General features: G+C 43.2%; 21 protein-coding genes. 10 read left to right on the forward strand and 11 right to left on the reverse strand.

Annotated features, from left to right (window positions below; translation table 11 throughout):
• Positions 1 to 267: 267 nt before the first annotated feature.
• The 4 genes from AC1DVJ_RS07665 to AC1DVJ_RS07680 all read right to left on the reverse strand — a co-directional run bounded on the left by AC1DVJ_RS07665 (position 268) and on the right by AC1DVJ_RS07680 (position 5,719).
• Complete coding sequence (locus AC1DVJ_RS07665; RefSeq protein WP_477589623.1) at positions 268 to 1,641, reverse strand: ABC transporter substrate-binding protein; 1,374 nt, start codon at positions 1,639 to 1,641, stop codon at positions 268 to 270.
• An 89-nt stretch (positions 1,642 to 1,730) separates the two neighbouring features.
• On the reverse strand, positions 1,731 to 3,332 hold the full coding sequence (locus tag AC1DVJ_RS07670) for a response regulator (protein WP_477589625.1): 1,602 nt from the start codon (positions 3,330 to 3,332) through the stop codon (positions 1,731 to 1,733).
• Positions 3,310 to 5,100: a sensor histidine kinase gene (locus tag AC1DVJ_RS07675; RefSeq protein WP_477589627.1), complete on the reverse strand. Its 1,791-nt coding sequence runs from the start codon at positions 5,098 to 5,100 to the stop codon at positions 3,310 to 3,312. The genes AC1DVJ_RS07670 and AC1DVJ_RS07675 overlap by 23 nt, the downstream gene beginning before the upstream one ends.
• Before the next feature lie 205 nt (positions 5,101 to 5,305).
• Positions 5,306 to 5,719 carry a VOC family protein gene (locus tag AC1DVJ_RS07680; protein WP_477589629.1) on the reverse strand — a complete coding sequence of 138 codons (414 nt, stop codon included), beginning with the start codon at positions 5,717 to 5,719 and terminating at the stop codon, positions 5,306 to 5,308.
• 100 nt (positions 5,720 to 5,819) lie between these two features.
• Between AC1DVJ_RS07680 and AC1DVJ_RS07685 the strand changes: the two genes are divergently transcribed.
• The 7 genes from AC1DVJ_RS07685 to AC1DVJ_RS07715 all read left to right on the forward strand — a co-directional run bounded on the left by AC1DVJ_RS07685 (position 5,820) and on the right by AC1DVJ_RS07715 (position 12,476).
• Positions 5,820 to 5,918 (forward strand): hypothetical protein, encoded by a 99-nt coding sequence (locus tag AC1DVJ_RS07685; protein ID WP_477589733.1) that lies wholly within the window; start codon positions 5,820 to 5,822, stop codon positions 5,916 to 5,918.
• A 280-nt stretch (positions 5,919 to 6,198) separates the two neighbouring features.
• Positions 6,199 to 7,923: an ABC transporter ATP-binding protein gene (locus tag AC1DVJ_RS07690; protein ID WP_477589631.1), complete on the forward strand. Its 1,725-nt coding sequence runs from the start codon at positions 6,199 to 6,201 to the stop codon at positions 7,921 to 7,923.
• Positions 7,916 to 9,661: an ABC transporter ATP-binding protein gene (locus tag AC1DVJ_RS07695; RefSeq protein ID WP_477589633.1), complete on the forward strand. Its 1,746-nt coding sequence runs from the start codon at positions 7,916 to 7,918 to the stop codon at positions 9,659 to 9,661. The genes AC1DVJ_RS07690 and AC1DVJ_RS07695 overlap by 8 nt, the downstream gene beginning before the upstream one ends.
• A 105-nt stretch (positions 9,662 to 9,766) precedes the next feature.
• The gene (locus AC1DVJ_RS07700) at positions 9,767 to 10,657 is read left to right on the forward strand and encodes an alpha/beta hydrolase (protein WP_477589634.1); all 891 of its coding nucleotides are present in this window, start codon (positions 9,767 to 9,769) and stop codon (positions 10,655 to 10,657) included.
• A 208-nt stretch (positions 10,658 to 10,865) separates the two neighbouring features.
• Positions 10,866 to 11,540: an HAD family hydrolase gene (locus AC1DVJ_RS07705; protein ID WP_477589636.1), complete on the forward strand. Its 675-nt coding sequence runs from the start codon at positions 10,866 to 10,868 to the stop codon at positions 11,538 to 11,540.
• Between the two features lies 1 nt (position 11,541).
• Positions 11,542 to 11,838: a winged helix-turn-helix domain-containing protein gene (locus AC1DVJ_RS07710; protein WP_477589637.1), complete on the forward strand. Its 297-nt coding sequence runs from the start codon at positions 11,542 to 11,544 to the stop codon at positions 11,836 to 11,838.
• A 107-nt stretch (positions 11,839 to 11,945) separates the two neighbouring features.
• Positions 11,946 to 12,476: an AAA family ATPase gene (locus AC1DVJ_RS07715; protein ID WP_477589639.1), complete on the forward strand. Its 531-nt coding sequence runs from the start codon at positions 11,946 to 11,948 to the stop codon at positions 12,474 to 12,476.
• On the opposite strand, the gene AC1DVJ_RS07720 is transcribed toward AC1DVJ_RS07715, so the two are convergent.
• From AC1DVJ_RS07720 to AC1DVJ_RS07730, 3 genes are all read right to left on the reverse strand, one after another.
• A complete protein-coding gene (locus AC1DVJ_RS07720; RefSeq protein WP_477589641.1) occupies positions 12,451 to 12,831 on the reverse strand; it encodes a MoaF-related domain-containing protein in 381 nt (126 codons plus the stop codon). The two genes, AC1DVJ_RS07715 and AC1DVJ_RS07720, sit on opposite strands and share 26 nt — an antisense overlap.
• A 72-nt stretch (positions 12,832 to 12,903) precedes the next feature.
• Positions 12,904 to 13,350: a DoxX family protein gene (locus tag AC1DVJ_RS07725; protein WP_477589643.1), complete on the reverse strand. Its 447-nt coding sequence runs from the start codon at positions 13,348 to 13,350 to the stop codon at positions 12,904 to 12,906.
• A 39-nt stretch (positions 13,351 to 13,389) separates the two neighbouring features.
• Positions 13,390 to 14,484, reverse strand: a complete 1,095-nt coding sequence (locus tag AC1DVJ_RS07730; RefSeq protein ID WP_477589644.1) for an AraC family transcriptional regulator — start codon at positions 14,482 to 14,484, stop codon at positions 13,390 to 13,392.
• A gap of 55 nt (positions 14,485 to 14,539) precedes the next feature.
• On the opposite strand from AC1DVJ_RS07730, the gene AC1DVJ_RS07735 reads away from it, so the two are divergent.
• Complete coding sequence (locus tag AC1DVJ_RS07735; RefSeq protein ID WP_477589646.1) at positions 14,540 to 15,121, forward strand: NAD(P)H-dependent oxidoreductase; 582 nt, start codon at positions 14,540 to 14,542, stop codon at positions 15,119 to 15,121.
• 77 nt (positions 15,122 to 15,198) lie between these two features.
• Here the strand turns inward: AC1DVJ_RS07735 and AC1DVJ_RS07740 are convergent, their stop codons facing one another.
• A complete protein-coding gene (locus tag AC1DVJ_RS07740) occupies positions 15,199 to 15,357 on the reverse strand; it encodes an asparagine synthase (RefSeq protein WP_436237748.1) in 159 nt (52 codons plus the stop codon).
• Positions 15,358 to 15,975: 618 nt separating this feature from the next.
• Between AC1DVJ_RS07740 and AC1DVJ_RS07745 the strand changes: the two genes are divergently transcribed.
• Entirely contained in the window at positions 15,976 to 17,628 is a 1,653-nt protein-coding gene (locus AC1DVJ_RS07745; protein ID WP_477589647.1) for an alpha-amylase family glycosyl hydrolase, read from the forward strand.
• A 363-nt stretch (positions 17,629 to 17,991) separates the two neighbouring features.
• Here AC1DVJ_RS07745 and AC1DVJ_RS07750 read toward each other — a convergent pair whose 3' ends face one another.
• Positions 17,992 to 19,143: a PQQ-dependent sugar dehydrogenase gene (locus AC1DVJ_RS07750; RefSeq protein ID WP_477589649.1), complete on the reverse strand. Its 1,152-nt coding sequence runs from the start codon at positions 19,141 to 19,143 to the stop codon at positions 17,992 to 17,994.
• Between the two features lie 33 nt (positions 19,144 to 19,176).
• Positions 19,177 to 19,959 (reverse strand): SDR family oxidoreductase, encoded by a 783-nt coding sequence (locus AC1DVJ_RS07755; RefSeq protein WP_477589651.1) that lies wholly within the window; start codon positions 19,957 to 19,959, stop codon positions 19,177 to 19,179.
• 242 nt (positions 19,960 to 20,201) lie between these two features.
• On the opposite strand from AC1DVJ_RS07755, the gene AC1DVJ_RS07760 reads away from it, so the two are divergent.
• Positions 20,202 to 20,801, forward strand: coding sequence for an ankyrin repeat domain-containing protein (locus AC1DVJ_RS07760; RefSeq protein WP_477589734.1), 600 nt, complete (start codon positions 20,202 to 20,204; stop codon positions 20,799 to 20,801).
• Between the two features lie 61 nt (positions 20,802 to 20,862).
• Here AC1DVJ_RS07760 and AC1DVJ_RS07765 read toward each other — a convergent pair whose 3' ends face one another.
• Positions 20,863 to 21,231 (reverse strand): DoxX family protein, encoded by a 369-nt coding sequence (locus AC1DVJ_RS07765; RefSeq protein WP_477589652.1) that lies wholly within the window; start codon positions 21,229 to 21,231, stop codon positions 20,863 to 20,865.
• Between the last annotated feature and the right edge of the window lie 177 nt (positions 21,232 to 21,408).

Below are 21,408 nucleotides of genomic sequence, written 5' to 3' on the forward strand. Positions count from 1 at the left end.
TAGGACACCCTTTCGAATTCATGTGTTAGGCTAACTTTACCAAGTTCTGGTACGTATGCACATAGCGTAAACGTGATCTTTTCTGTAGTTTGATTGAAAAAACCTCCGACAAGAATCTGCCGGAGGTTTCCTTGAAGCAAGAATGAAGTTTTCTTTCCACATAGGAAAGTATAAGTTTTCAGAAACTGAAAATTGCTTTCATATTGGCGATAAAACTTACATCTAAACGCGGTCGCTCATCATTGCTTAACCTCGATAGAGGTTTTATCATTTCTTAGCGCCTTTAATCGTCGTATCGGCACGCGATTTCATTGTTTCCAAAGCTTTGTCAATCGGTTGAGCACCAAGCAGGTATTTTTCCATTTCATCCTTAAAGATGGCCCGTAATTCGGTCGGTACAGGTACGTTGTAGGACGTTGGGAAGGTGTAATTGCCAGCTAATAGCGCTTTTAAGGAAGCTTCATCGATCAGATCTTTCGCATCGCCGATGAGGATGGAAGCGATTTTAGCAGGATCCGCTTTTTTACTTGTTGGGATCCGTCCGCCAGGAACCATCGACATATTCCCTTCTTGCAAATACCAGGAGATGAATTTAAAAGCAGCTTCTTTGTTTTTACTGTTTTTATTAATGGACATATAGTCACCCATACCGCCGCCTGGATTAATATTGCTGCCAGCCGTGAATTGCGGATAAGGAGCGAAGGCGACTTTGAAATCATGCGGGAAGCTCTTAATGTCCTTAATATAGCGGATGATGTAAATTTGGGAAGCCATCATGGCCGCCTTCCCCGTCAGAAGCTCATTCTGCACAGTAATTTTACCGGCAACGGCCTCGGAATATTTCATCATAATGCCCTTGTCTTCCAAGTTCTTCTGCAGTTCCAAGCCTTTCTTCATGGCTGGGTTGTTGAAGTTGGATGTGCCGTCAGCAGCCATTACCCAGTCTTGAGGTTTGGCTGTTTGTAGAACCGTATCACCGAACCAGCCCAAAGCTGGATCAAGCATGGTACCCTTCATATCCCCTTTGTTAAGCTTGGTAGCCATCGCACTGAAGTCGTCCCAAGTCCAGGCGGTTGGGAGTTTCTCGCCGGCTGCATCTAATGCTTTCATATTGAAAAGAACGGCACCTAAGTTCTTATTTGCAGGGAGATAATAATATTTGCCGTCTGCGAATTTTTTGATATTCGCAGCTCCGATAATCCCTTCAACGTCAAAACCTGCTTTGGCGATCAGGTCATCCAGTGGCTCTGCCATGCCTGCAGCTTGGCGCTTCGTCATAACAGCATCACCGTAGTTCATATAAAGATCGGGCGCATCTGTATTCGAGAGAAGTGCTGTTTCCAGCTTCAAGTTACCAGGATCGTCATTCACGTAACGCGTATATTCAACCTTAATGTTAGGATTCGCTTTATTCCAGTTGTCGACTGCTTCCTGTGGTCCACTTTCAGGTGGTACACCACCCCAGAATTTAAGTGTAATCGGTTTCTGTGCTTCAGGTGTAGGGGTAGCCGCTGCTGCAGTTGCAGCAGGTGCGACAGACGCAGCTGCAGATGGTGAAGCTTCTGGTGTTTTGGAACAACCGGTTACGAGAACGCTTACAGCAAGAGCGATTGATGCTCCCATGCCTAGTACTTTTTTCATTTGTTCATCCCCTTTTCTTTTGGTAGTTAAATCGTAATGCAAATTTTCCCAAAAAGACACGGAGTATTCTTTACGAAGTAAGCATTATTCTACGATGTTCGATGACCAAAGACGAGCTTGCGAAATTCGGTGGGGTACATGCCTTCCATTTGCTTAAAGCTGCGGCTGAAATGATTCGGGTCTGCATACCCGATAAGCTCAGATATTTCAAATATTTTATAATCGGGATTCTTGAGCAGTTCACGCGCATGTTTCATTCGAACATTCGTCATATAATCGGTGATCGTTTTACCTGTTTCTTTTTTGAACAAAATGCTCAAATAATTTTCTGTGTAGCCAACGGTACTGGCTAAATCAGCCACCTTGAGAGGTAAATTATACTTCTCCATAATTTGACGGATTACCGTTTGAATCTCAGGACGAAGCTTCTCTTTCCCATGTTCTCGTTTGTACGCCAAGAAGACGGGTAGCCATCCGATGAACCAGTTGGATAAATCCTGCAGCGTTTCGGCATTTCGAATGACATGGTACGGATACTGCTGCTCGTGCAGCGTGACGGAGTAAATATCACCGCCATCGGCCTTCAAGCAACGTGCAAATATATGAAGCAGACTGAGCCATTGCTCTCGTAAAATAGCAGGCGGGATATCCTTATGGCGGCAGATTTCCTCCGCCCAAGTGAGAATCTTCTCTTTCAAGCCGACTTCGTCGCCTTCCTCGATGCGTTTAATCCATTCTTCTTCTTCCCATGGCTCGGAAAGCGTAGGCAGTGATAAATTTAATTGATCATAGGAAACCATACACGCGCCACCGTAATAAAACCGGTAGCTTACGGCATGATCTGCTTTTTCATAAGCTTGATGAAGGGCTAAAGTGTCCTCGTAGGAGGGAGAGATGCCGATCGCGAGCGAAATTTTCAGGAAAGCTTGTACGGCACTCTGCATTTCTACCAACATATTTGCGTTTAATTGGCCTGTAAGCACACAAAACTTCCCGGCTGCAATCTCCACTAACTCACCATTTCCGTACTTTTTCAGAATTTCATTGAGGACATTTTTCACGGTATAGGTCAAAAGACGATCGCTTTGGAATCGGTTATTCTGCGTTAATTCCTCATAGGCTTCGATTTGGATAACCGCGGCTGATAGGGGGCATGGAAACGGTTCTAATTGAAATTCCCGCCACACCTGTTCGATTTCCCCACGGGAAACATGGGCTAACAGGAGCTCTCGCAGCCGCTTTTCTTTCACCTCGTTGCTATATTGATTCACCTTTTGCTCGAGCTGGGTTCTCGCATTCTGGCCTTGCTTTTCATTATGAATTTGGTCTCGGATTGCGCGCAGCTTCTCCATCAGCTCGGAGGGATTGATTTCTAATTTCGTGACGTACTCGATTGCGCCTAGGCGGAGCGCTTGCTGCACATAGTTGAAGTCGTGATGATTGGATAAAATCAGACATTTGATCGCCGGCCAGCGTTCCCGGATCAGCTTCAGTAATTCAAGCCCGTCCATCTCCGGCATACGAATATCGGTGAGTACGACGTCACATGGCTGGGATTCTAATATTTTGAGCGCTTCCAACCCATTCGCAGCTTCGCCAATGACGTGGAACTCCTCGTTATCTCTAGGAATGATTGTTTTTAAGCCGATTCGCACAAGTATTTCATCATCAACGATCAGAATTCTCAGCATCTGTAGTCCTCCTTTTCAAAGGCAGCACTAGTTGTAGTCGGACGCCTTCGCCCTCCACACTCGAAATTTGCATGCCGTACTGGATCCCAAAGTGAAGCTTGATTCGTTCGTTAACATTGCGTATGCCGATGCCGCTGAACTTGGCGTGCGGCTGATTCAGGGAAGATTCGACCTGTTGAATCATCTCCATACTCATGCCTACCCCATTATCCTGCATCACAATATGCAGATTCCCACCCATTTCTTCCGCATGAAGATCGATGAGAAGCGGGAACCGATTGCCATGAATAATGCTATTTTCGACGGCAGGCTGCAGCGTGAATTTCAAGACTTCACAGTCAAGCAGCGCTTCAGGAATGTCATAGGTAAACGTGATTTGATCATGATAGCGAATTTCCTGCAGGGAAAGATACACTTGTAAATAGTCGAGTTCCTCTCGCAACGTGACGAATTCCTGTTCATTACGCATGGTGAAATTCAGCAACTTACCAAGCTTAGTAATCATTTCACTAATATGATCAGCCCCAGAGAGCAGTGCCATCCATTTGATCGAATTGAGTGTATTAAGTAGAAAATGCGGATTAATTTGTGCTTGCAGCGCTTGGAATTGGGCTTTCTGCTTACGCCGCTGCTCATCGTATAAATCGGAGATGAGATCTTGCAGATGCAGCACCATGCGATTAAAGTAATTGCCGAGCATGGCTATTTCGTCTTCACCTTTAATAGTGACCAGAGTATTAAATTCCCCTTTACCAACCCTGGTCATGGACTTGGCCAGTTGCTTAAACGGACTCGTTACACGAAGCATGAGTACAATGAAGGCTATGGCAAATAGGAGAAACCAGGCGACTACCCAGGTGATTGATTTGTCTTTTTCCCGACTGAGCTGTGTGGCAAAATCCTTCTGATTCATGAATTGAACAAGCCGCCAGCCGAGCTGTGGCACGTATGCATCGTTTATAAAATAGACATGGTCATTAATCTTCACTTCTTGAATACCATTTACGTTGGTGCGAATGTTCTGGAGCGCATGGTTAGCCAATAAATCTGCAGCGGCGCTATCTCCAATTAAGAGCTTTTGGTCTTGATCGACGAGGACAGAGGTTATGCCGGCAGCTTGTTGTTTGCGAATGTCGGAGTCCGGATAGAAGAATACTTGGATCGGTACGCTTATAAAAAACACACCATAGTTACTCGTGTATTCCCCATTAATTTGTCTTGTCATGACAATCAGATCTTGCTTATTGTTCGACGAGGGAAGTGAGTAGGGAACCGTCCAGAAGGGGAAGCCATTTCGCTTAAGGGTGGGCTCGTACCAGCTTTCCTGATAAAAAGATTGGACATTCCTCGCTGTGACGGCAGACCAAGTCGTATGTGTATAGCCTCTATTGTCATATAACCCAAGCTGCGTTGTGCTATCGAGCAGGAGATCCTTGACGTTGGACATTTTTTTTTGCAGGCTTGTGAGCTTGATGAAGGAACTATAATTATTAGACCAATCGGCAGGCTCTTTCAGAAATTTCTMTGTCTCCGGATCATTAATGATCAGGCTTGAAGCGGTGATCAYGCGAACGGCCATATCATTCATAGCTGTTGCTTTCTGGGACACGGTAGTTTGATTGGATTGGTTGAGCTGAATCTGGACAATATCTTCAGAAGACTTATAGAAGCGGTAAAGGATAATAACGACGGGTAAAATGATCAAGAAAAATAAGGAGATAAGAATCTTTCCGCGTAAAGTTTTTATTGGACTGCGCAGTATCTTCATGGAGATCACACCATGCCCTCATCTTCTAGGATTGTGAATCTCTTCTATCATACAACGATGACTCTAATCGTGCTAGAGAGAGTAGGGGTCAGCGTAGTATTTCAAAGAATTTGCTGTATAAAACAAAGAATATGCAGGGCATGGAGTTGTGAGTAAATGGGCAAAAAAAAGAGCAGCAAGATTCGCTCTCACCGCCTCATTCGTTTTACTGATTCACTGCTTTCGGATCCATCCAAAACAGTTCCCATTGATGCCCGTCTAGATCTTGGAAGGCACGCTGATACATGAAGCCGTGATCCATAGGCTCATTGTAGGCTGTTCCGCCTGCTGCAAGAGCCTTATCGACGAGTACGTCCACTTCTTCGCGGCTATCGAAGCTTAAAGCAACGACAACTTCTGTCGTTTTCGTAGCATCAGCAATCTCTTTCTTCGTAAAGGTTTGGAAAAAATTCTCAACCAATAGCATAGCAAAGATATGTTCACTAATAATCATGCAGGTTGCATTTTCATTCGTGAATTGAGGGTTGAAATCAAACCCAATGGCACTAAAGAACGCGATGGACTTGTCCAAATCTTTTACAGGTAAATTCACAAAAATTTTATCCGCTTTAGCTGCCACGATAGGATCACCTCGATAAGTTATTTGTACCTCTTCATGATAATGGAAAGCTAATCGGTGCGTCAAATTAGAAGGGGATTAGTACATTTGTCCCCTAGGCATCGTCAATGGGCGCGGAGAAAATCTATTCGTACCGAGTGGGATTGCCACAAGAGCCGAAGCGATGACCATGATCATGAATCTGTTGCAAGTGAAGTAGGGAACGAAAGTCATCCCCTTTAATGAATTAGAAAACCAGGACATCTGCTTACTACAGATGCTCTGGTTTTTTGCTATAAGATAAATAGATCAATTAAAAGCTATATCAGTAAAATTTGTGCAATAAAACAACAATTCATTGCATTTAAGCTAAACTTTATGCCGTTATAGTCAAGTATAATTATTTAATTAAAAACAAGCGTTTGATCAACCATCAAATTATATTTCGATTTTATTTTCAGGGGGGCGCGTTGTATGCAAGCACAGCTATGCATTAGCATATGAAAATCTATGGATGGACACTCTCATTTTTAAAACCATACAAATGGCAGGTATTTCTGCTGGTTATGTATGCAGCTCTGATCACTTTGGGAGAGATGGCATTTCCTAAATTTATTGCCTACGTCATCGACTATGCTGCTCCACAAAAAAAGGTGGATCTGTTTCTTAATGCGCTTCTAATCCTGCTCGGCGTTATGATGATCATGTTCGCGTCGAAAGCGCTACAGAATCAACTGATGCGCTCCGTCAGAGAGAAGGCGAGTCGAGACTTGCAGTATGGCATGTTCGAGCATTTGCGCAAGCTAGGCTTCGCTTATTATGAGCAGCATCCAGTCGGTGAAACGCTCTCTTTATTGAATACAAATGTTGCTTCCGTACAAACCATTTACACGCGATTTTTGCCCAATTTGATTCAGCTTTTCCTGACTTTGATTATTCCACTGACGCTCATCTTATCCATGAACTGGAAGCTGACTCTGTTGATTATGCCATGCTATCTCCTGTACTACCTCGGAGGTCCCTACATCGATAAGCAGTCCACTCTCTATCTCGAGCTTCAAACGACAACAAGAGAAGTATTGAACAAAAAAACGTACGACACGATCTCAGCGATCGCCGAGGTTCGAGCATATGGCGCGGAATCATGGGAAATGCAACGTTTTCTGGAGAAGTTCAAAATCTGGAAAAGTACGCGTGTCACTTCGCTGCTTTACCGGCATCTGCGAGTTTCCCTTCGTTGGGTTTCGATTAGTGTCGGTATTCTGGTGTTGTATATATACGGCGCGAAGTTAGTTCGCAGCGGTACACTCCAAGTTGGTGAGTTTACTGCATTCTCGGTCTATTGCACGATTGTTATGAACAGTATCACACGCATTTCTGTCACGATTATGGAGCAGTCCTATGTGCTTCGGCAGGCGAAATTACTTTATGATTTTATTAAAACAGAGCCTGAAATTCAGCAAGTAAATAATCCGGTTTACCTTGATAAACTGCTCGGTGAGCTCCAATTTCACAATGTTCATTTCAACTATGCATCTCGTTCGAATGTGTTGAATGGATTTACCGCTCATGTGAAGCCTGGCCAAAAGGTGGCACTTGTAGGCACCAGCGGCGGTGGGAAGTCGACACTTATCAAACTAATTGGCCGTTTCTATGACCCTACTGAAGGTGAAATCACCTTGGATGGTGTCTCACTGAAGGAATTATCTTTGCAACAACTTCGTGAGTCTGTAGGCTATGTATTTCAAGAAACATATTTATTTGGTACGACAATTCGTGAGAATATTCGTTTCGGGAGACCAGAAGCCTCCGATGAGGAAATTGAAATGGCAGCGAAGGCAGCGTTTGCACATGAATTCATTTTACAAATGAAGGATGGGTATGAAACGCAGGTCGGGGAGCGCGGCATTAGGCTATCTGGAGGACAGAAACAGCGGATTGCAATTGCTCGGCTTTTAATAAAGAACCCGGCGATCATTGTCCTCGATGAAGCAACTGCTTCCTTGGATAATTCCAGTGAACAAGCCGTTCAAGATGCACTGGACGCGTTGCTCGAAGGGAGAACTACATTAACCGTTGCCCATCGACTAACTACCATTCAGCATTATGACGTTATCATTGTTCTTGATGAAGGTCGAGTGGCAGAAATCGGCACCTATGAGGAACTCATCTCTCAAAAGGGGCTGTTTTATCAATTGGCGGAAGGAGAATATAGCCATGCATAGCATAAGGTGGATAGTTCCTTTCCTACGCAATTACAAATGGTCCTTCCTATTAGGGGCATTTTGTTTGATGCTGGAGACGATAACAAGCTTAGCAAGAACTGCTTTGCAAAAATGGATTGTGGATGATGTCTTGCTTGACGGAATGTATGAGAAGCTGCCCTTTTATTTAACCTTGTTCGGCGCTGCTCTCGTATTGCCGCCACTACTCTACACGTTAAACGCGATGATTCATCATGTAATTGGCCACAACTTGAGAGTCGAATTAGGACGATTCGTCTTAAGCCGTGTACAGCACCTTCCTATTAACATTTTTCAAAATGAACGCATCACTCGGTTTGTGGAATACATTAATAAAGATGTCCATTCGGTTGGAGAAAGTGTTTCCTACCAAATCCCAAAGGGTTTTCAACAAATATTCACAGCACTGCTGCTGATTGCAGCCATTGGCTATATCAGTCCAATTATCCTACTTGCAGTTACAGTTGTAAGTGTTACCTATATTATATTGGGACGATATTTCGCATCGCGGGTACGAGCTACTGCCAGAGAAGTTCAAGACAGCAAGACGGAATTACTTGTCCATATTGAAGAAGGAATTTCTTCTACTCGTGAAGTTATTTCATTCCAGCGTCAAGCTTGGGAAATGCGGATATACGATACATTGTTTAAACGATATTTTGAAAAGGTGATGAAGGAAGGGAAACTGGTAAACCGCCAGTTGTTAGTGAGTGATCCATTACGTTGGAGTGCAGATCTTATCGTGCTCATCTATGGCGGATATAAAGTGGTACAAGGCACCATGACGCCAGGTGAGTTGCTAATATTGTTCCAGTTCAGTCATGATCTGTTGGGGACGTATGAACAAATCTTTCAGTATTACATGGAAGGCGCTCGAACTTTAGCTAATATTGATCGTCTGAGAACAGTGACAGATAACGAGCAGATTCAAGATGGAACTTTCAAAATGAAGGGTAAGTTACAAAGCCTACAGCTGCAGGATGTCTTATTTCAATATCAAGAAGATAGCAAACCTATCTTGAGAGGTCTTAACCTTGATATTCCAATTGGCGGTAAACTAGCAATTGTGGGAACGAGCGGAGGGGGGAAGTCAACGATTTCGAAACTGCTCATTCGTTTTTATGAACCCACTTCARGAGGAATTYTAGTCAACGGATCATTACTGAGTAAGCTCACAAGGCAAAGCTGGGCTTCCAAGGTTGCTATTACTTCACAGGAGCCACACATGTTCCCAGATACAATCCGAAATAATATAACATTCGGTCGAAGCGGCGTTTCGGAAGAGCAATTGATTAGCATTTGCAAGCTCATGTGCATACATGACGACATTTGCAGACTGCCCAATGGCTATGAAGAAGAGATTGGTGAACGAGGGGTAACTCTATCTGGGGGACAGAAGCAACGAATTGCTCTAGCAAGAGCTCTATTATGCGAACCTGAGCTTCTGATCCTCGATGAGGCAACCTCGTCACTCGATCTAGAAACGGAGAGACAGATTCAATGGAATCTTGATCAAATGAGGCAAGATCGGACAACAATCATTATTGCTCATAGACTTTCGACAGTCCAGAATGCGGACCTCATTTGTGTTATGGACCAAGGTGTGATCGCGGAACAAGGAACACATGATCATCTAATGTCAAAGCTAGATTCCTTGTATAAACGGCTAGTTCTTGCGCAAGAGCAGAGTACCGAGGATTTATCAATGGCATCTAAATAAATATGAGGTTACAGAAATCATTCGATGAACGAGCTTAATACGCATTACGAGAAGGCTGCTGATCTAATGTAAACAATATTTTAGGAAAACGAGGAGTCTGTAAATATGATGGATGTAGCAAAAGAATGGGAGATTCTCCAAACAGACAGGTTAGAAAAAAGGATATATCGCAGGATTGCTGATGTGGGACTTCGACTTTTGGTAATGGAGCCAGAGCAGCCGTCAAATTGTCCTCGTCCCTGTCTCATATTCATTCATGGAGGTGGCTTTAACAGTGGCAAGCCTGAGATTTTTTTGCCGCAATGCCGCTACTTTACGAGGCTTGGGTATGTGTGTGTTTCAGTCGAATACCGTCTAATGCAGAAGGAAGAAAATTTTCGTTCCGTAGAAGATCAAATTACGCTGGAAGATTGTATTGTCGATTGCAAGGAAGCTGTGCGTTATGTGCGCAGCCATGCACATGAGTGGAACATTCACCCGAACAGAATTGGACTACTTGGTGATTCGGCAGGAGGCTACTTGGCTTGCGCCGTGACTTCGCTAAAACATGTAGAGAACACGACAACAAGTTCGGTAGTTTCATGCGTGCCGGAAGTGCTGGTTGTCTATAATCCCGTCACGCAGCTGATAGGTAAATCTAAGATAAGAATACAACAAAATCTACTAAGCAGTGATGGTTTTTCACCTGAAAATGCTACATTGCTATGGCAGGAGAGGCACCAACTCGAACGCCAGTTGTCCCCAGTTGCTCATGTGTCGGCTCAACATCCGTCAACTCTCCTCATGCATGGTTTGTTGGACACGATTRTCCCCCCAGAAGATAGTGTTGAGTATGCCGAGAGGCTTCGGGAACTAGGGATAACGGTTAAGTTGGAACTACTGCCTGCAAGTAAGCATGCATTTGCTCTGTTCAATTACACGGCGACAGATGATGAGGTCGCTCATACGCTGAACATAACAAGAGACTTCCTATCTTCCATACTCCTATGTGATTAGGGTTTCCCGCACAGCAGCGCATACTAGAGTTAAAGGGTAGCATTACGTAATTATTGATGATTTAGGAGAAATGACCCAATACGTATTAAGCAAACGATTAACGAAGGTTGCTGAACGGCATGGAACGGCAGCCTTCTAAGCTTTAGGGCAGTCTTGTTGAAAAATAATAGTAAAGAATATACAAATTAATCTGATAGGGGGGATTATTTTGAGTAGAATTGATACAGTTATGTTTGACTTAGACCAAACATTGCTTGATAAAGACCAATCATTAAATAACTTTGCAAATTACCAATATGAAGAGTTTTCCTTAGTCAGATTTATTCCAGACAAGAAAGATTTTGTAGAAAAATTCTCTGAACTAAACAATATCGTAATGCCTAAAGAGGAAGTTTATGAACGGTTAGTAGACTTCTTCAATATTGAAAAAAGCCTATACGATGAATTGCTTGCTGATTTGAATGATAATTTTCATGTGTACAGTGTTGGATTTTCTGGACTACATGAAATGCTTGAGACATTAAAGGAACGAGGATATAAATTAGGTATCATCACTAATGGCAGAGACTTTTACCAAAGAAACAAAATTTCCGCTTTAGGAATATCAGATTATTTCAGCGACATCGTTACATCTGGTTCGGTTAATATTAAAAAACCAGACCAGGCAATATTTCAAATTGCTTTAAGTAAGTTGAACTCTTCGAGTGAGCGTTCAGTATTTATTGGGGATAGTCTTAAGGTTGATGTGATACCTGCTAAGGAACTAGGGATGTACACAATTCTAAAGAGTAAAGATAACTCATTTACGCTGCCTGATGCAATCTGTGATAATTTAGCGGAGATACCCAACATTATTAATCGTTTATCTGGGTTGAGTAACTAAAATGTCTAGCATCCCCCCGTATAAGGAATTCCTATTTCCATTCCTTCAGATACTAAATGATGAAAAACTCTTCAATACAGATGAAATAATAAATAAATTGGTTATTTGGTTTGGGCTATCGGAGGATGATTTGAAAGAAATGGTGAAATGCGGAAGACAATATACATATAGAAATCGGATTATTTACGCAAGAACTTCCCTACTAAGAGATGGCTATATTCAGTACGATAGAGAAAATAACTTACTCATTACTGATAAAGGAAGTCAGTTCTTAATGTGTCAGACAACAGTAAGCTAACTGTGAACGTTAGCGAAATAATAAAAACAGGCTACCATCATTATCGTGTAGCCTGTTCAAGTAACGGGAGGATACCGTAACAAATTGTAATGGAGAGGGTAGGTTGAATGGTTGAATTGGACAAATTTGCCCCGAGAAAAATACATATTATAGGTTCCGTTGGATGTGGTAAAACAACATTAGCCAAAAAATTATCAAATAAACTTGGTATTCCACATTACGAATTGGATAATGTCGTTTGGAAGAGAGATAGACCGAGAGACATTAAAAGAACTGAGGAAGAAAGAGATCAACTATTGAGCACAATAATTCATTCAAATACTTGGATTATAGAAGGTGCTCATTACAACGAGTGGATGTTCCAAAGTTTTCACAATGCAGATTTAATTATATTTTTGGATACTGATAATTCGAAACGGAAGTATCGAATTATCAGAAGATTTATCTTACAATTACTCAGAATAGAAAATTCAAACTATAAACCGACTATTGAAATATTTAGGAACATGTTTATCTGGAATGAAAATTTTGAAAGTCGAATTAAACCGAAGGTTTTAGATAAGTTAGGACAATATTCTTCTAAGTCCATAACACTGAAAGATACAATAAAAATTATAAGCTCATTAAATGTGAAGTAGGATATAGTTGAGTTATTGTACCAGAATGGAAAAAGCTTTTTCGATCGCCATTTTTGTCATAAGTATAATGGGTATAGACTGCCATCCTATTGAGATCGACAATTTGGCTAACTGTGTAGACTTCTTCCAACCAATACATAAAGTACATACAAGGGGCTATCTCAACGTAATTAAATTCATAGTAACCTTTGTATCCTTTATGTTGCCCAGCAATCCCTTCATCATGTCGATGAGTGGAGTCGAAGAAATGAATGATAAATACATTACCATCTAAATAATCATATCTATAGGTCTTTCCAGCGTAAAAAGGGATTCGATGACAATGTTGTTCATGATGAAAATTGGGATGATACATACAATACGCCTCCTTTTGAGAGCAGTATATGCAAAATCTAGGCGTATGCGCTAATGTCAGCTTTTTTTGTCGCTACCCAAACACCGGCGATGCCAACACCACAGCACCGATAAAAACAACCTGCAGCAAAATTCGAATGGACAACCGTGGCACAGGATTGCCGCCAATCGTCAAGTGATTGCGAGCGGCATACACATTCGCGGGGAACATAGCGAGCAGGAGGAGCATTAAGCCAATAGATGCAGCGAGTGACGTCAAAGGTATCAGGATACCGATGGCACCCGCGATTTCTAAATATCCAGTGATCGATACGATCAACGAGGATCTTGGGAATGAGGGCGGGACCATCCGGATGAGATCTTTTCGTCTTTTACCCCAGTGGGCAGAAGCCGTGAGTAGAAACATGACAGCTAGTGCAACTTGCAACGCGGCGTGCCAATCGTCGAAATAGGACCACCCCACATAACCAATTCCTCGTAATAATAGAAACGTTGAAACAAGTGCAATAAATGGAGCCATACGCCATATTCCTCCTATCCATTTAGCTAGATTTGGCCTTCATCCATTCGCCCCCATACGTTCGCTAGAGCTATTCGCCCGATACTGACCAGGCGTTAATCCAGTCCATTTTTTAAAAGCGCTTTGAAATGCACTCGGCTCCGAAAAATGCAACACATAGGCAATTTCGCCAACGGAGTACTCCCTTTTTCGAAGGTAACCCATGGCTAGTTCTTTGCGTATCTGGGTGGAAAGGTCATTGTAGGACGTATTCTCTTCCTTCAATTTGTGTTGCAAGGTGCGTGAACTCATACTGAAGTGATCTGCGGTGTGTTGTAAGGTAGGGAAATAGGAAGGGAAACAGGTGCGCATCCACTGCACGACTTGTTCGGTGAAATGGCTTGCTTGAGTTAGTTCTTGTCGACTCTCACATGCAATGTTCTCAAATACCGATAGTAACTTCGCATCGGAATAGAGAATCGGGTAGTCTAGCACATCCTTGCCTAAACGCAAATAATTATCTGTTCCTCCAAATTGGGGTGTGACCCCAAATACTTGCAGATAAGGCGTTAAATTCGCGGCGGGAACTGCGTGTGTAAAAGCCACCTCCAGCATAGGAATGCGCCGATTACTTAGCCTGCCGATCAATCGGAATAAGGAGCTTGCCATATCTTCGATGCAATGACGGGACATGTGGCCTTGATCAGGGTGCTGTAGAAACATTTTGATTAGCACATCATTGCCTTGTACTTCCCAATCCAAATTAAATCCGCTACATAAGAGCACGTTATATCGCTGATAGGCGGTTAGCGCATCGACAACGGAAGGGGAGTGCATCATGACATACCCGAGGATACCCATATCGGAGAATTCCATGATTTGTCCTTGATGCAAGCCGAAATACGGATCCTGTGTGAAACTAGCAGCCGCGATCGTTAAACGCTCCAATTCCTCGCCTGAAATGCGAGACTCAACATCCTGTAGGAGACTGGCATCGAAGGCAGCATATGTACAGAATTGCTCCGTATCCAAGCCTTTATGCACGATCGTTTTCATAATGGGGTACACCATCGAGATGGCAACGCCTTGGCTTTTCAAGTTAAAAATCCCTCCTTTGCGCGAATAAGCAATTGGTTTGCGTACTTGATCATTCATTTCTCGTCGCATTCATTCTATGCTGATTATAGTCGCAAATAAGGAGGAAATCATCTTGAAATCGAATATTCTCGTCATTAACGGACACCCTGACCCGCAAAGCTACTGTGCAGCCTTATCGAACGCCTATATAGAAGGGGTGACAGGCAGCAATGCCGAAATTCAGAGGATTGATATCAACACGCTTACCTTTGATCCGAATCTGCAGTTTGGTTATCGCAAGCGGACAGAGCTTGAGGTCGATTTATTAAAAGCGCAAGAGTTAATTCGCTGGGCAGATCATCTGGTCTTCGTCTATCCCATCTGGTGGGGGGCCATGCCGGCAATGATGAAGGGCTTTATTGATCGTGTCTTTTTACCAGGCTTCGCCTTCAAATATCAGGACAAATCTGCGCTCTGGGATAAGCTCTTGGTGGGCAAATCCGCTCATCTTATTGTAACGACAGACACCCCAGCCTGGTATAGCCGATGGGTCAACAAGCACGCGGGGTATCGCGTGATGAAGCATAATATTTTGCAATTCTGCGGGATCACACCTGTGCGTATTACGGAAATCGGGCCAGTAAAGCCATCTTCGGCAGAAAAGCGAGCCCAATGGTTGGCTAAGGTGAAGCAGCTTGGGGCGAAATTAGCTTAAATAGTTGAAATAAACAAGCAGGCGCCAATGAAATGGCGCCTGCTTGTTTGACTATAATGTTCGATGATCTCACAAACCTAACGATGTTCCACCAAATCAATTGCTCCAAGAATCACATGAGCAACCCCAAAGCCTAGCACGCCGATACCAAGAAGCTTATACTTGCTTTTTAGCATGGTAGCACCAGATGCAGAAACGACAGTTCCAAGAACAGCAGGAATCAATCCCTCGCGCATGAACATCCACTCCTCCAAGTTTGTTTGGTTTAGCAAGACAACGCTTAGTTTGCTTCAAATTCATTTTCATATGCAGTAATAATAGATGATTTATTTGGGGTATTTTGTAATAGTAAAAGATATAGGATATAGTTTAGATAGGTAATGTACTCAAAAAGAATGATGGAGAGTAATCACATGAAGATTTTCCTAGTTCTCATTTGGGCGTTAATACTGATTGTTTGCACCTGCAATTTAAATCTAGGACTTCTCGTAAGACAACATACCATTTACTTTGACTTTGACCCCAACCCGGATTTCTCCGGGATGTTGAAGTTTTTCGATTATAATCGGATTCATACTCATTGGGTCCTTGTGAAAATAGGTCACTTCAGCGGCTTCGGAATGATGTATTTGCTGCTGGTATTATATTTACGAGCTTTTTTAATTCAAGGATCGCTACCTATACAGATTATAGCAATGATCAAATGTCGCTCAAGTGAGCGGCATTTTTTTTGTCGGCAACACAATCGCATCATAACTGAGTAGAAATGGATATTGGCAGACTTTTACATAACCGCTACGATGTGAGAAGGGAATGTACATTCGTATTTCCCACTCATAAGGAGATGAACGTCCATGCAGAATTTTCCAATAAAAGGGCAAAAAGGTGTGCGATTCATGTATGCTGACAAGGATATTCAGATCGAAAGTGTTGCAGTAGCAGGGACTTTTAACAATTGGAATGGCGATAGAAACTTCATGAATAAAAGAAAGGATGAGAACAGCTGGGAGCTTGAATTAGCCATACCGAAGGGGAGGCATCTCTATAAATTCGTCGTGAATGGGGAGGCGTGGATTGTAGATCCCGCGAATCCCAGCGTGTCGGAAGATGGGCAAAATAATTCGGCGATAACGGTCACTGAGCAGGGTGATGTTTTGATCAGAACGAATGAGATCTCAGCGGATCGGCCTGGCTATATGTATGAGCATTTTACAGCTATTGAAAGTCCTGAATGGATCAAGAAGGCTGTCATCTATGAACTTCATATTCGCGTATTTACTGAAAATGGCTTCAAGGGATTGGCTAATAAAATAGACTATTTCAAAAAGCTCGGCGTGAACACGCTGTGGCTAATGCCCTTCAACGAAGTTGGGCATGTTGGCAGGATTGGTGTCTATGGCGACCCTTATGCCGTGAAAGATTTTTATAGTATCGATCCTAGCTTTGGGACAAAAGAGGAACTAGCCGCATTCATTCGATTAGCTCATGAGAACGGGATGAAGGTCATTCTGGATTGGGTTTTGAACAGAACGAGTGTGGATCATGTCATGACCAGAAGTCATCCTGACTATTTTACACGGAATGAACAAAATGAGCTTTACTACGACGTGCCTAATCGCACCTATTTCGCGGGATTACAATTCGATAATCGTGACATGCGAAGTTATGTCATTGAGGCGATGACGTATTGGGTCGTTGAATTTGATTTTGACGGTATACGACTGGACGACTCAGACATTACTCCGTATGATTTCCTGACCGAAATCAAGCAGGCGCTGCAAGTGGTGAAAGCGGATCTCATCCTAATTTCACAGTCCTACGATGAATATCATCATCTTGAAGCTTGCGATTTGACTTACGATGGTAAGCTGCGCCTCCTGATTCGCGATTGGATGGATGGAACCATCACGCAAAGTGATTTCGTTGCTATTTATAACTCTTTTACATATAGCTTCCCTAAACATGCGCTCAGAATGAGTTGGCTGGAGGAGAAAGAACAATCAAGAATAGCTTCTTATTTGGGCGAAAAGCTTGCAGGACCCGCAGCCACTATATTGCTTACAGTAGAAGGTGTTCCATGTTTGATGATGGGGCAGGAGTTTAATGAGCCAACCTTGGAAACGTGGACATCGTTATTCGATGAATATCAACTGAATTGGCAGGAATTTGATACGGGGATATTCGAACACTATGCGTTTTTGATTCAGCTGCGAACGGGCAATCCAGCCCTTTGGAAGGGTGAATTGACGTTCATCCGTAATTCAGGTGACATGGTTTTGTCGTACACGAGGCAGTATGAGGGTGTTACTTATTTGATCGTTGTTAATTTATCGCCAGATGCCGTGTTTATTCGTTTTGACAATAGTCCCATAGCCGACGGTTGTATCCAGGATAAGCACAATGTAATTTACCAAACGGGGACGGACAATCGTCCGTTTGCGGATGACTCAACTAAGCTATGGGTGGATAGCTATGAGACGATTATTTTTAGAAAAATGGATTTGTAAACTGCGGGTTACCACCTCCGCACGTAACCCCTTAATGCTAACGGACACAGGAGACGCTATTTGGCTGAAATCTGCCATTCGTGAACGCTAACGGACACAGATGACGTTATTGACCATGATTCACGCATTTATCAGCGGATCATGATCATTTAAGGTCTCTAGTGTCCGTTAGCTTCTGCAGAGACCTTTATTTGATGATTTAACGTCTCTAGTGTCCGTTAGGACACCAGCGGTACAACCAAGGCAAAGGCGGCTCCTCCGCTTTATGAAAGAATCCGCCTGATGGGCCGTCAGCATAGCAATTTTAACCAATCGTCAAGCATAAAGAAAGGAGACCATGTGACTGGCCTCCCACCAATAAAGTTAAACGATTTTCAATATCTTTCCATCCTGCGTGCAAAGGTAAAGCTCTCCAGTCGCATCCGTGCCGAAGGAAGCAATATTCAAGCCTGATTCTAGCAAGATTTTGTTTTTGACAGTTCCGTTACTACTTTGGGTTAAAGCCCAGATTTTACCCGTACCATAATCCGCATACACGTAGGAACCAGTAAGCTCAGGAAGCTTTTTGCCCCTATACACATAACCCCCTGTTACCGAGACGCCTTGATCGCGACCATAGGTATACAGCGGTTGCGCTAAGCCAGTTTTATTGCAGCCAACCTTCGGTTCGTAGCATTCGAACCCCTCTTGGATACGCCAACCATAATTTTTGCCTTTTTCTATGATATCAATTTCTTCGAATCTGTTTTGGCCAACATCTGCTGCCCAGAGCTTTCCAGTAACGGTATCGAAACTGAATCGCCAAGGATTCCGCAGTCCGTAGGCATAGATTTCCTTAGCCCCTTTGTTGATAAAAGGATTGTCAGCGGGGATCGCATAGAGGAGCCCATTGGCTTGTTTATCAACATCTATACGGAGTATTTTGCCAAGCAAGGACTGCAGGTTTTGGCTGTTATTTTGCGGATCACCGCTGCTGCCGCCATCGCCAGTTGCTATGTATAAATAGCCATCAGGTCCGAAAGCAAGTTGTCCACCATTGTGATTCGGGTAGGGCTGCTTAAAGGTTAGCAGCACTTGTTCACTCTTCGGATCCAGAAGCGCAGGGTTAGTGGAATCAGTGTCATAACGCGCGATTACCGTATGGGTCTCCGTTGTATAATTCACGTAAGCCTGATTGGGATGCTTCGGGTGGAAGGCTAATCCAAGTAAACCTTGTTCATTTCCTCTATCGTTGACGCGGCCGGTAATATCTAAGATGAGAGTCGGCTTTTCCTTCGGCTTATTAATATTCACGCTCATGATCCGACCAGGCTGCTCAACGATATACAACAAATCCGGTTTGCCAACACGATGCTCAAGTCCAACGGGGCGCTCGAAGGAAGTCGGCTCGAAAATATTACTTAGCGAAATGCCGCTCGTAGTCGTGGAGGAAGTCTCTGAATCTTTTGACCAGAAGCAGGCTGTAAGTATAACCATCATGAATAGGCTCATCGATGCTAGGGTATAACGCTTCAATAGTGTCAACCTCCTTAGTGAAGGGTCAGATCGCTATTCCTTACCATGTGCCAGCATGCTGTCGACGGGTTTACTAAGCTGATTCAAAATAAACTGAGGCGCGATTCGACTCAAGAGCTTCAGCGCATTGCTTTGGCCAGGCCGGATTTCGAATCGATCCTGTTGGAAACCTTTGATTGCCTGTCCGACCATGTCGGTGACAGACATGGCCTTTACGCCACTCATGTCATCAGCATCGAACGAATCAACTAATGAGGTCTGCGTTAATGGGGGCGCCAATTCAAACACTTTAACATTGGTGTTTTTCAGTTGAACTCGCAACGACTTCGTGAACGAATGAAGGCCAGCTTTCGTTGAGCAGTATATCGGCGAAATCGGCAATGGTACAAATGCAAGTCCAGATGAAACATTCATGATCGCGGCGTAAGGCTGCTTTTTTAAATGCGGCAGAAATTGTTTTACCATTCGGATCGGACCGTTGAGATTCGTCTCTACCTCGCGACTGATATCGATCAGATCTGTTTCTTTGTCATGAAGGTTAATCTTGCGCATAATGCCTGCATTATTGATCAGAACATTTAGCTGTGGAAATGCACTTATCACGTTCTCGAAAAGAACCGAAATGGCCTGTGGATCACTTACATCACTCTGAAACGTATGTATCGCTGGCAGCTTCTTCTTTGCTAAATCCAGTCTAGCTTGATCTCTTCCGGTAATAATGACCGTGTTTCCAAGTTTAAGTAACTGTGAAGCAAGTTCGAAACCTATACCGTTTGATCCACCTGTAATAAGGATTGTGTTGGAATCCATTTTCATATATGAAATGCTCACCCTTCCCGTGTGTATGAAATTAGTTTTCATTACTGTTTTATTGTACAACAATAGAAAAGGGATGAATATATGGATGAATTTCTACCAAAAAAATAGGTGGTAACCATGAAAGGCACGAAGAATTTTTCTTCGTGCCTTTTGTTGTTTCGAAGAAAGAAGGGATGAGGTAAAATAAGAGGGGATTGGTGATTGAACCCAATGTTCATGAGGAAAAGGATGTGAAAGCAATGACTGCTCAATTGTTTGTTGCAGCAGAAAAGGGGAATACAGCCGAAGTTCTCAAGCTGCTTAAAGATGGCGCTTCAGTTAATAGTCAGGATGAACGGGGCCGTACGGCTATCATGGCTGCTACGCATCGTAACCAAGTCGATACCGTTAAAGTGCTTATCCAAGCAGGTGCTGATATACATATTCGGGATAACATGTTGGATAATCCATTCCTGTATGCAGGTGCCGAAGGACTGTTGAACATACTCAAGCTAACCATTGAAGCGGGTGCCGATACAAAGATAACGAACAGATACGGGGGAACCGCTTTAATCCCCGCCGCAGAACGGGGACACGTGGAGGTGGTTAAGGAACTGTTAACACGGACCGACGTGAACGTGAACCATGTGAACAATCTCGGTTGGACTGCTTTGATGGAAGCCATTGTGCTTAGTAATGGTGGAATTAAGCATCAAGGAATTGTTCATTTATTAATTGAACATGGGGCAGATGTGAATATTCCCGACAAAGAGGGCGTCACACCGCTCAGGCACGCTAAAACGCGGGGATTCAAAGAAATAGAAGCGCTATTGGTAGAAGCTGGCGCTCGTGATAAGTAACAAACAAAACCCGCCTGAATGGATGTATTCCACTCAGGCGGGTTTGTTGATCGATTTGAACTTACCCAAAAGGATGGGCCAGGTTATCAGCATATAAGAGTACTACGGCAATAGCGATCACAACATTCAAGATAGCCGGGAATATTTTTCCGATCGGATGTTTAACTCTGAAATGCGATAGGATTGCAATTAGCATCATAATGCCTATGAATATTCCGGTCCATCCGGCAATTCCCGGATACCAGTAGCCGATAATGAGACCGATGCATCCAATAATTTGAAGGTAACCCGTAATGACGCGGAACCACTGAGGAAGTTTAACCGAATCGAACAGGTCAACCTGATGCTTAGCTCCTGTAATCTTGCTTACACCAAAGAAGGCCATGGAGAAAAGCAGCCAACTTTGCATAACGAGGGATAGTATATACATTTGAATCCACTTCCTTTTTAATTATTTAGTATTCGACACCGATCAGTGTCCTAATTCACAATGTAATAATATAACACCATTAGGTGTCCTGTAAAGTAATTAAGTAGAATTTTTTATTTTGATAGTGGACTTTTAAGGCATTGCTAAACTTAATAAAGAATTGAAATCACTTGCAAA

The sequence above is a fragment of the Paenibacillus sp. P4_A9 genome (genome assembly GCF_056402415.1).

What these genes read in the sequence shown, in the direction of transcription:
- AC1DVJ_RS07665 (WP_477589623.1), bottom strand. Translation starts at nt 1,641, where the DNA reads ATGAAAAAAGTACTAGGCATGGGAGCATCAATCGCTCTTGCTGTAAGC.
- AC1DVJ_RS07670 (WP_477589625.1), bottom strand. Translation starts at nt 3,332, where the DNA reads ATGCTGAGAATTCTGATCGTTGATGATGAAATACTTGTGCGAATCGGC.
- AC1DVJ_RS07690 (WP_477589631.1), top strand. Translation starts at nt 6,199, where the DNA reads ATGAAAATCTATGGATGGACACTCTCATTTTTAAAACCATACAAATGG.
- AC1DVJ_RS07710 (WP_477589637.1), top strand. Translation starts at nt 11,542, where the DNA reads ATGTCTAGCATCCCCCCGTATAAGGAATTCCTATTTCCATTCCTTCAG.
- AC1DVJ_RS07715 (WP_477589639.1), top strand. Translation starts at nt 11,946, where the DNA reads ATGGTTGAATTGGACAAATTTGCCCCGAGAAAAATACATATTATAGGT.
- AC1DVJ_RS07720 (WP_477589641.1), bottom strand. Translation starts at nt 12,831, where the DNA reads ATGTATCATCCCAATTTTCATCATGAACAACATTGTCATCGAATCCCT.
- AC1DVJ_RS07725 (WP_477589643.1), bottom strand. Translation starts at nt 13,350, where the DNA reads ATGGCTCCATTTATTGCACTTGTTTCAACGTTTCTATTATTACGAGGA.
- AC1DVJ_RS07730 (WP_477589644.1), bottom strand. Translation starts at nt 14,484, where the DNA reads ATGAATGATCAAGTACGCAAACCAATTGCTTATTCGCGCAAAGGAGGG.
- AC1DVJ_RS07740 (WP_436237748.1), bottom strand. Translation starts at nt 15,357, where the DNA reads ATGCGCGAGGGATTGATTCCTGCTGTTCTTGGAACTGTCGTTTCTGCA.
- AC1DVJ_RS07745 (WP_477589647.1), top strand. Translation starts at nt 15,976, where the DNA reads ATGCAGAATTTTCCAATAAAAGGGCAAAAAGGTGTGCGATTCATGTAT.
- AC1DVJ_RS07755 (WP_477589651.1), bottom strand. Translation starts at nt 19,959, where the DNA reads ATGAAAATGGATTCCAACACAATCCTTATTACAGGTGGATCAAACGGT.
- AC1DVJ_RS07760 (WP_477589734.1), top strand. Translation starts at nt 20,202, where the DNA reads ATGACTGCTCAATTGTTTGTTGCAGCAGAAAAGGGGAATACAGCCGAA.
- AC1DVJ_RS07765 (WP_477589652.1), bottom strand. Translation starts at nt 21,231, where the DNA reads ATGTATATACTATCCCTCGTTATGCAAAGTTGGCTGCTTTTCTCCATG.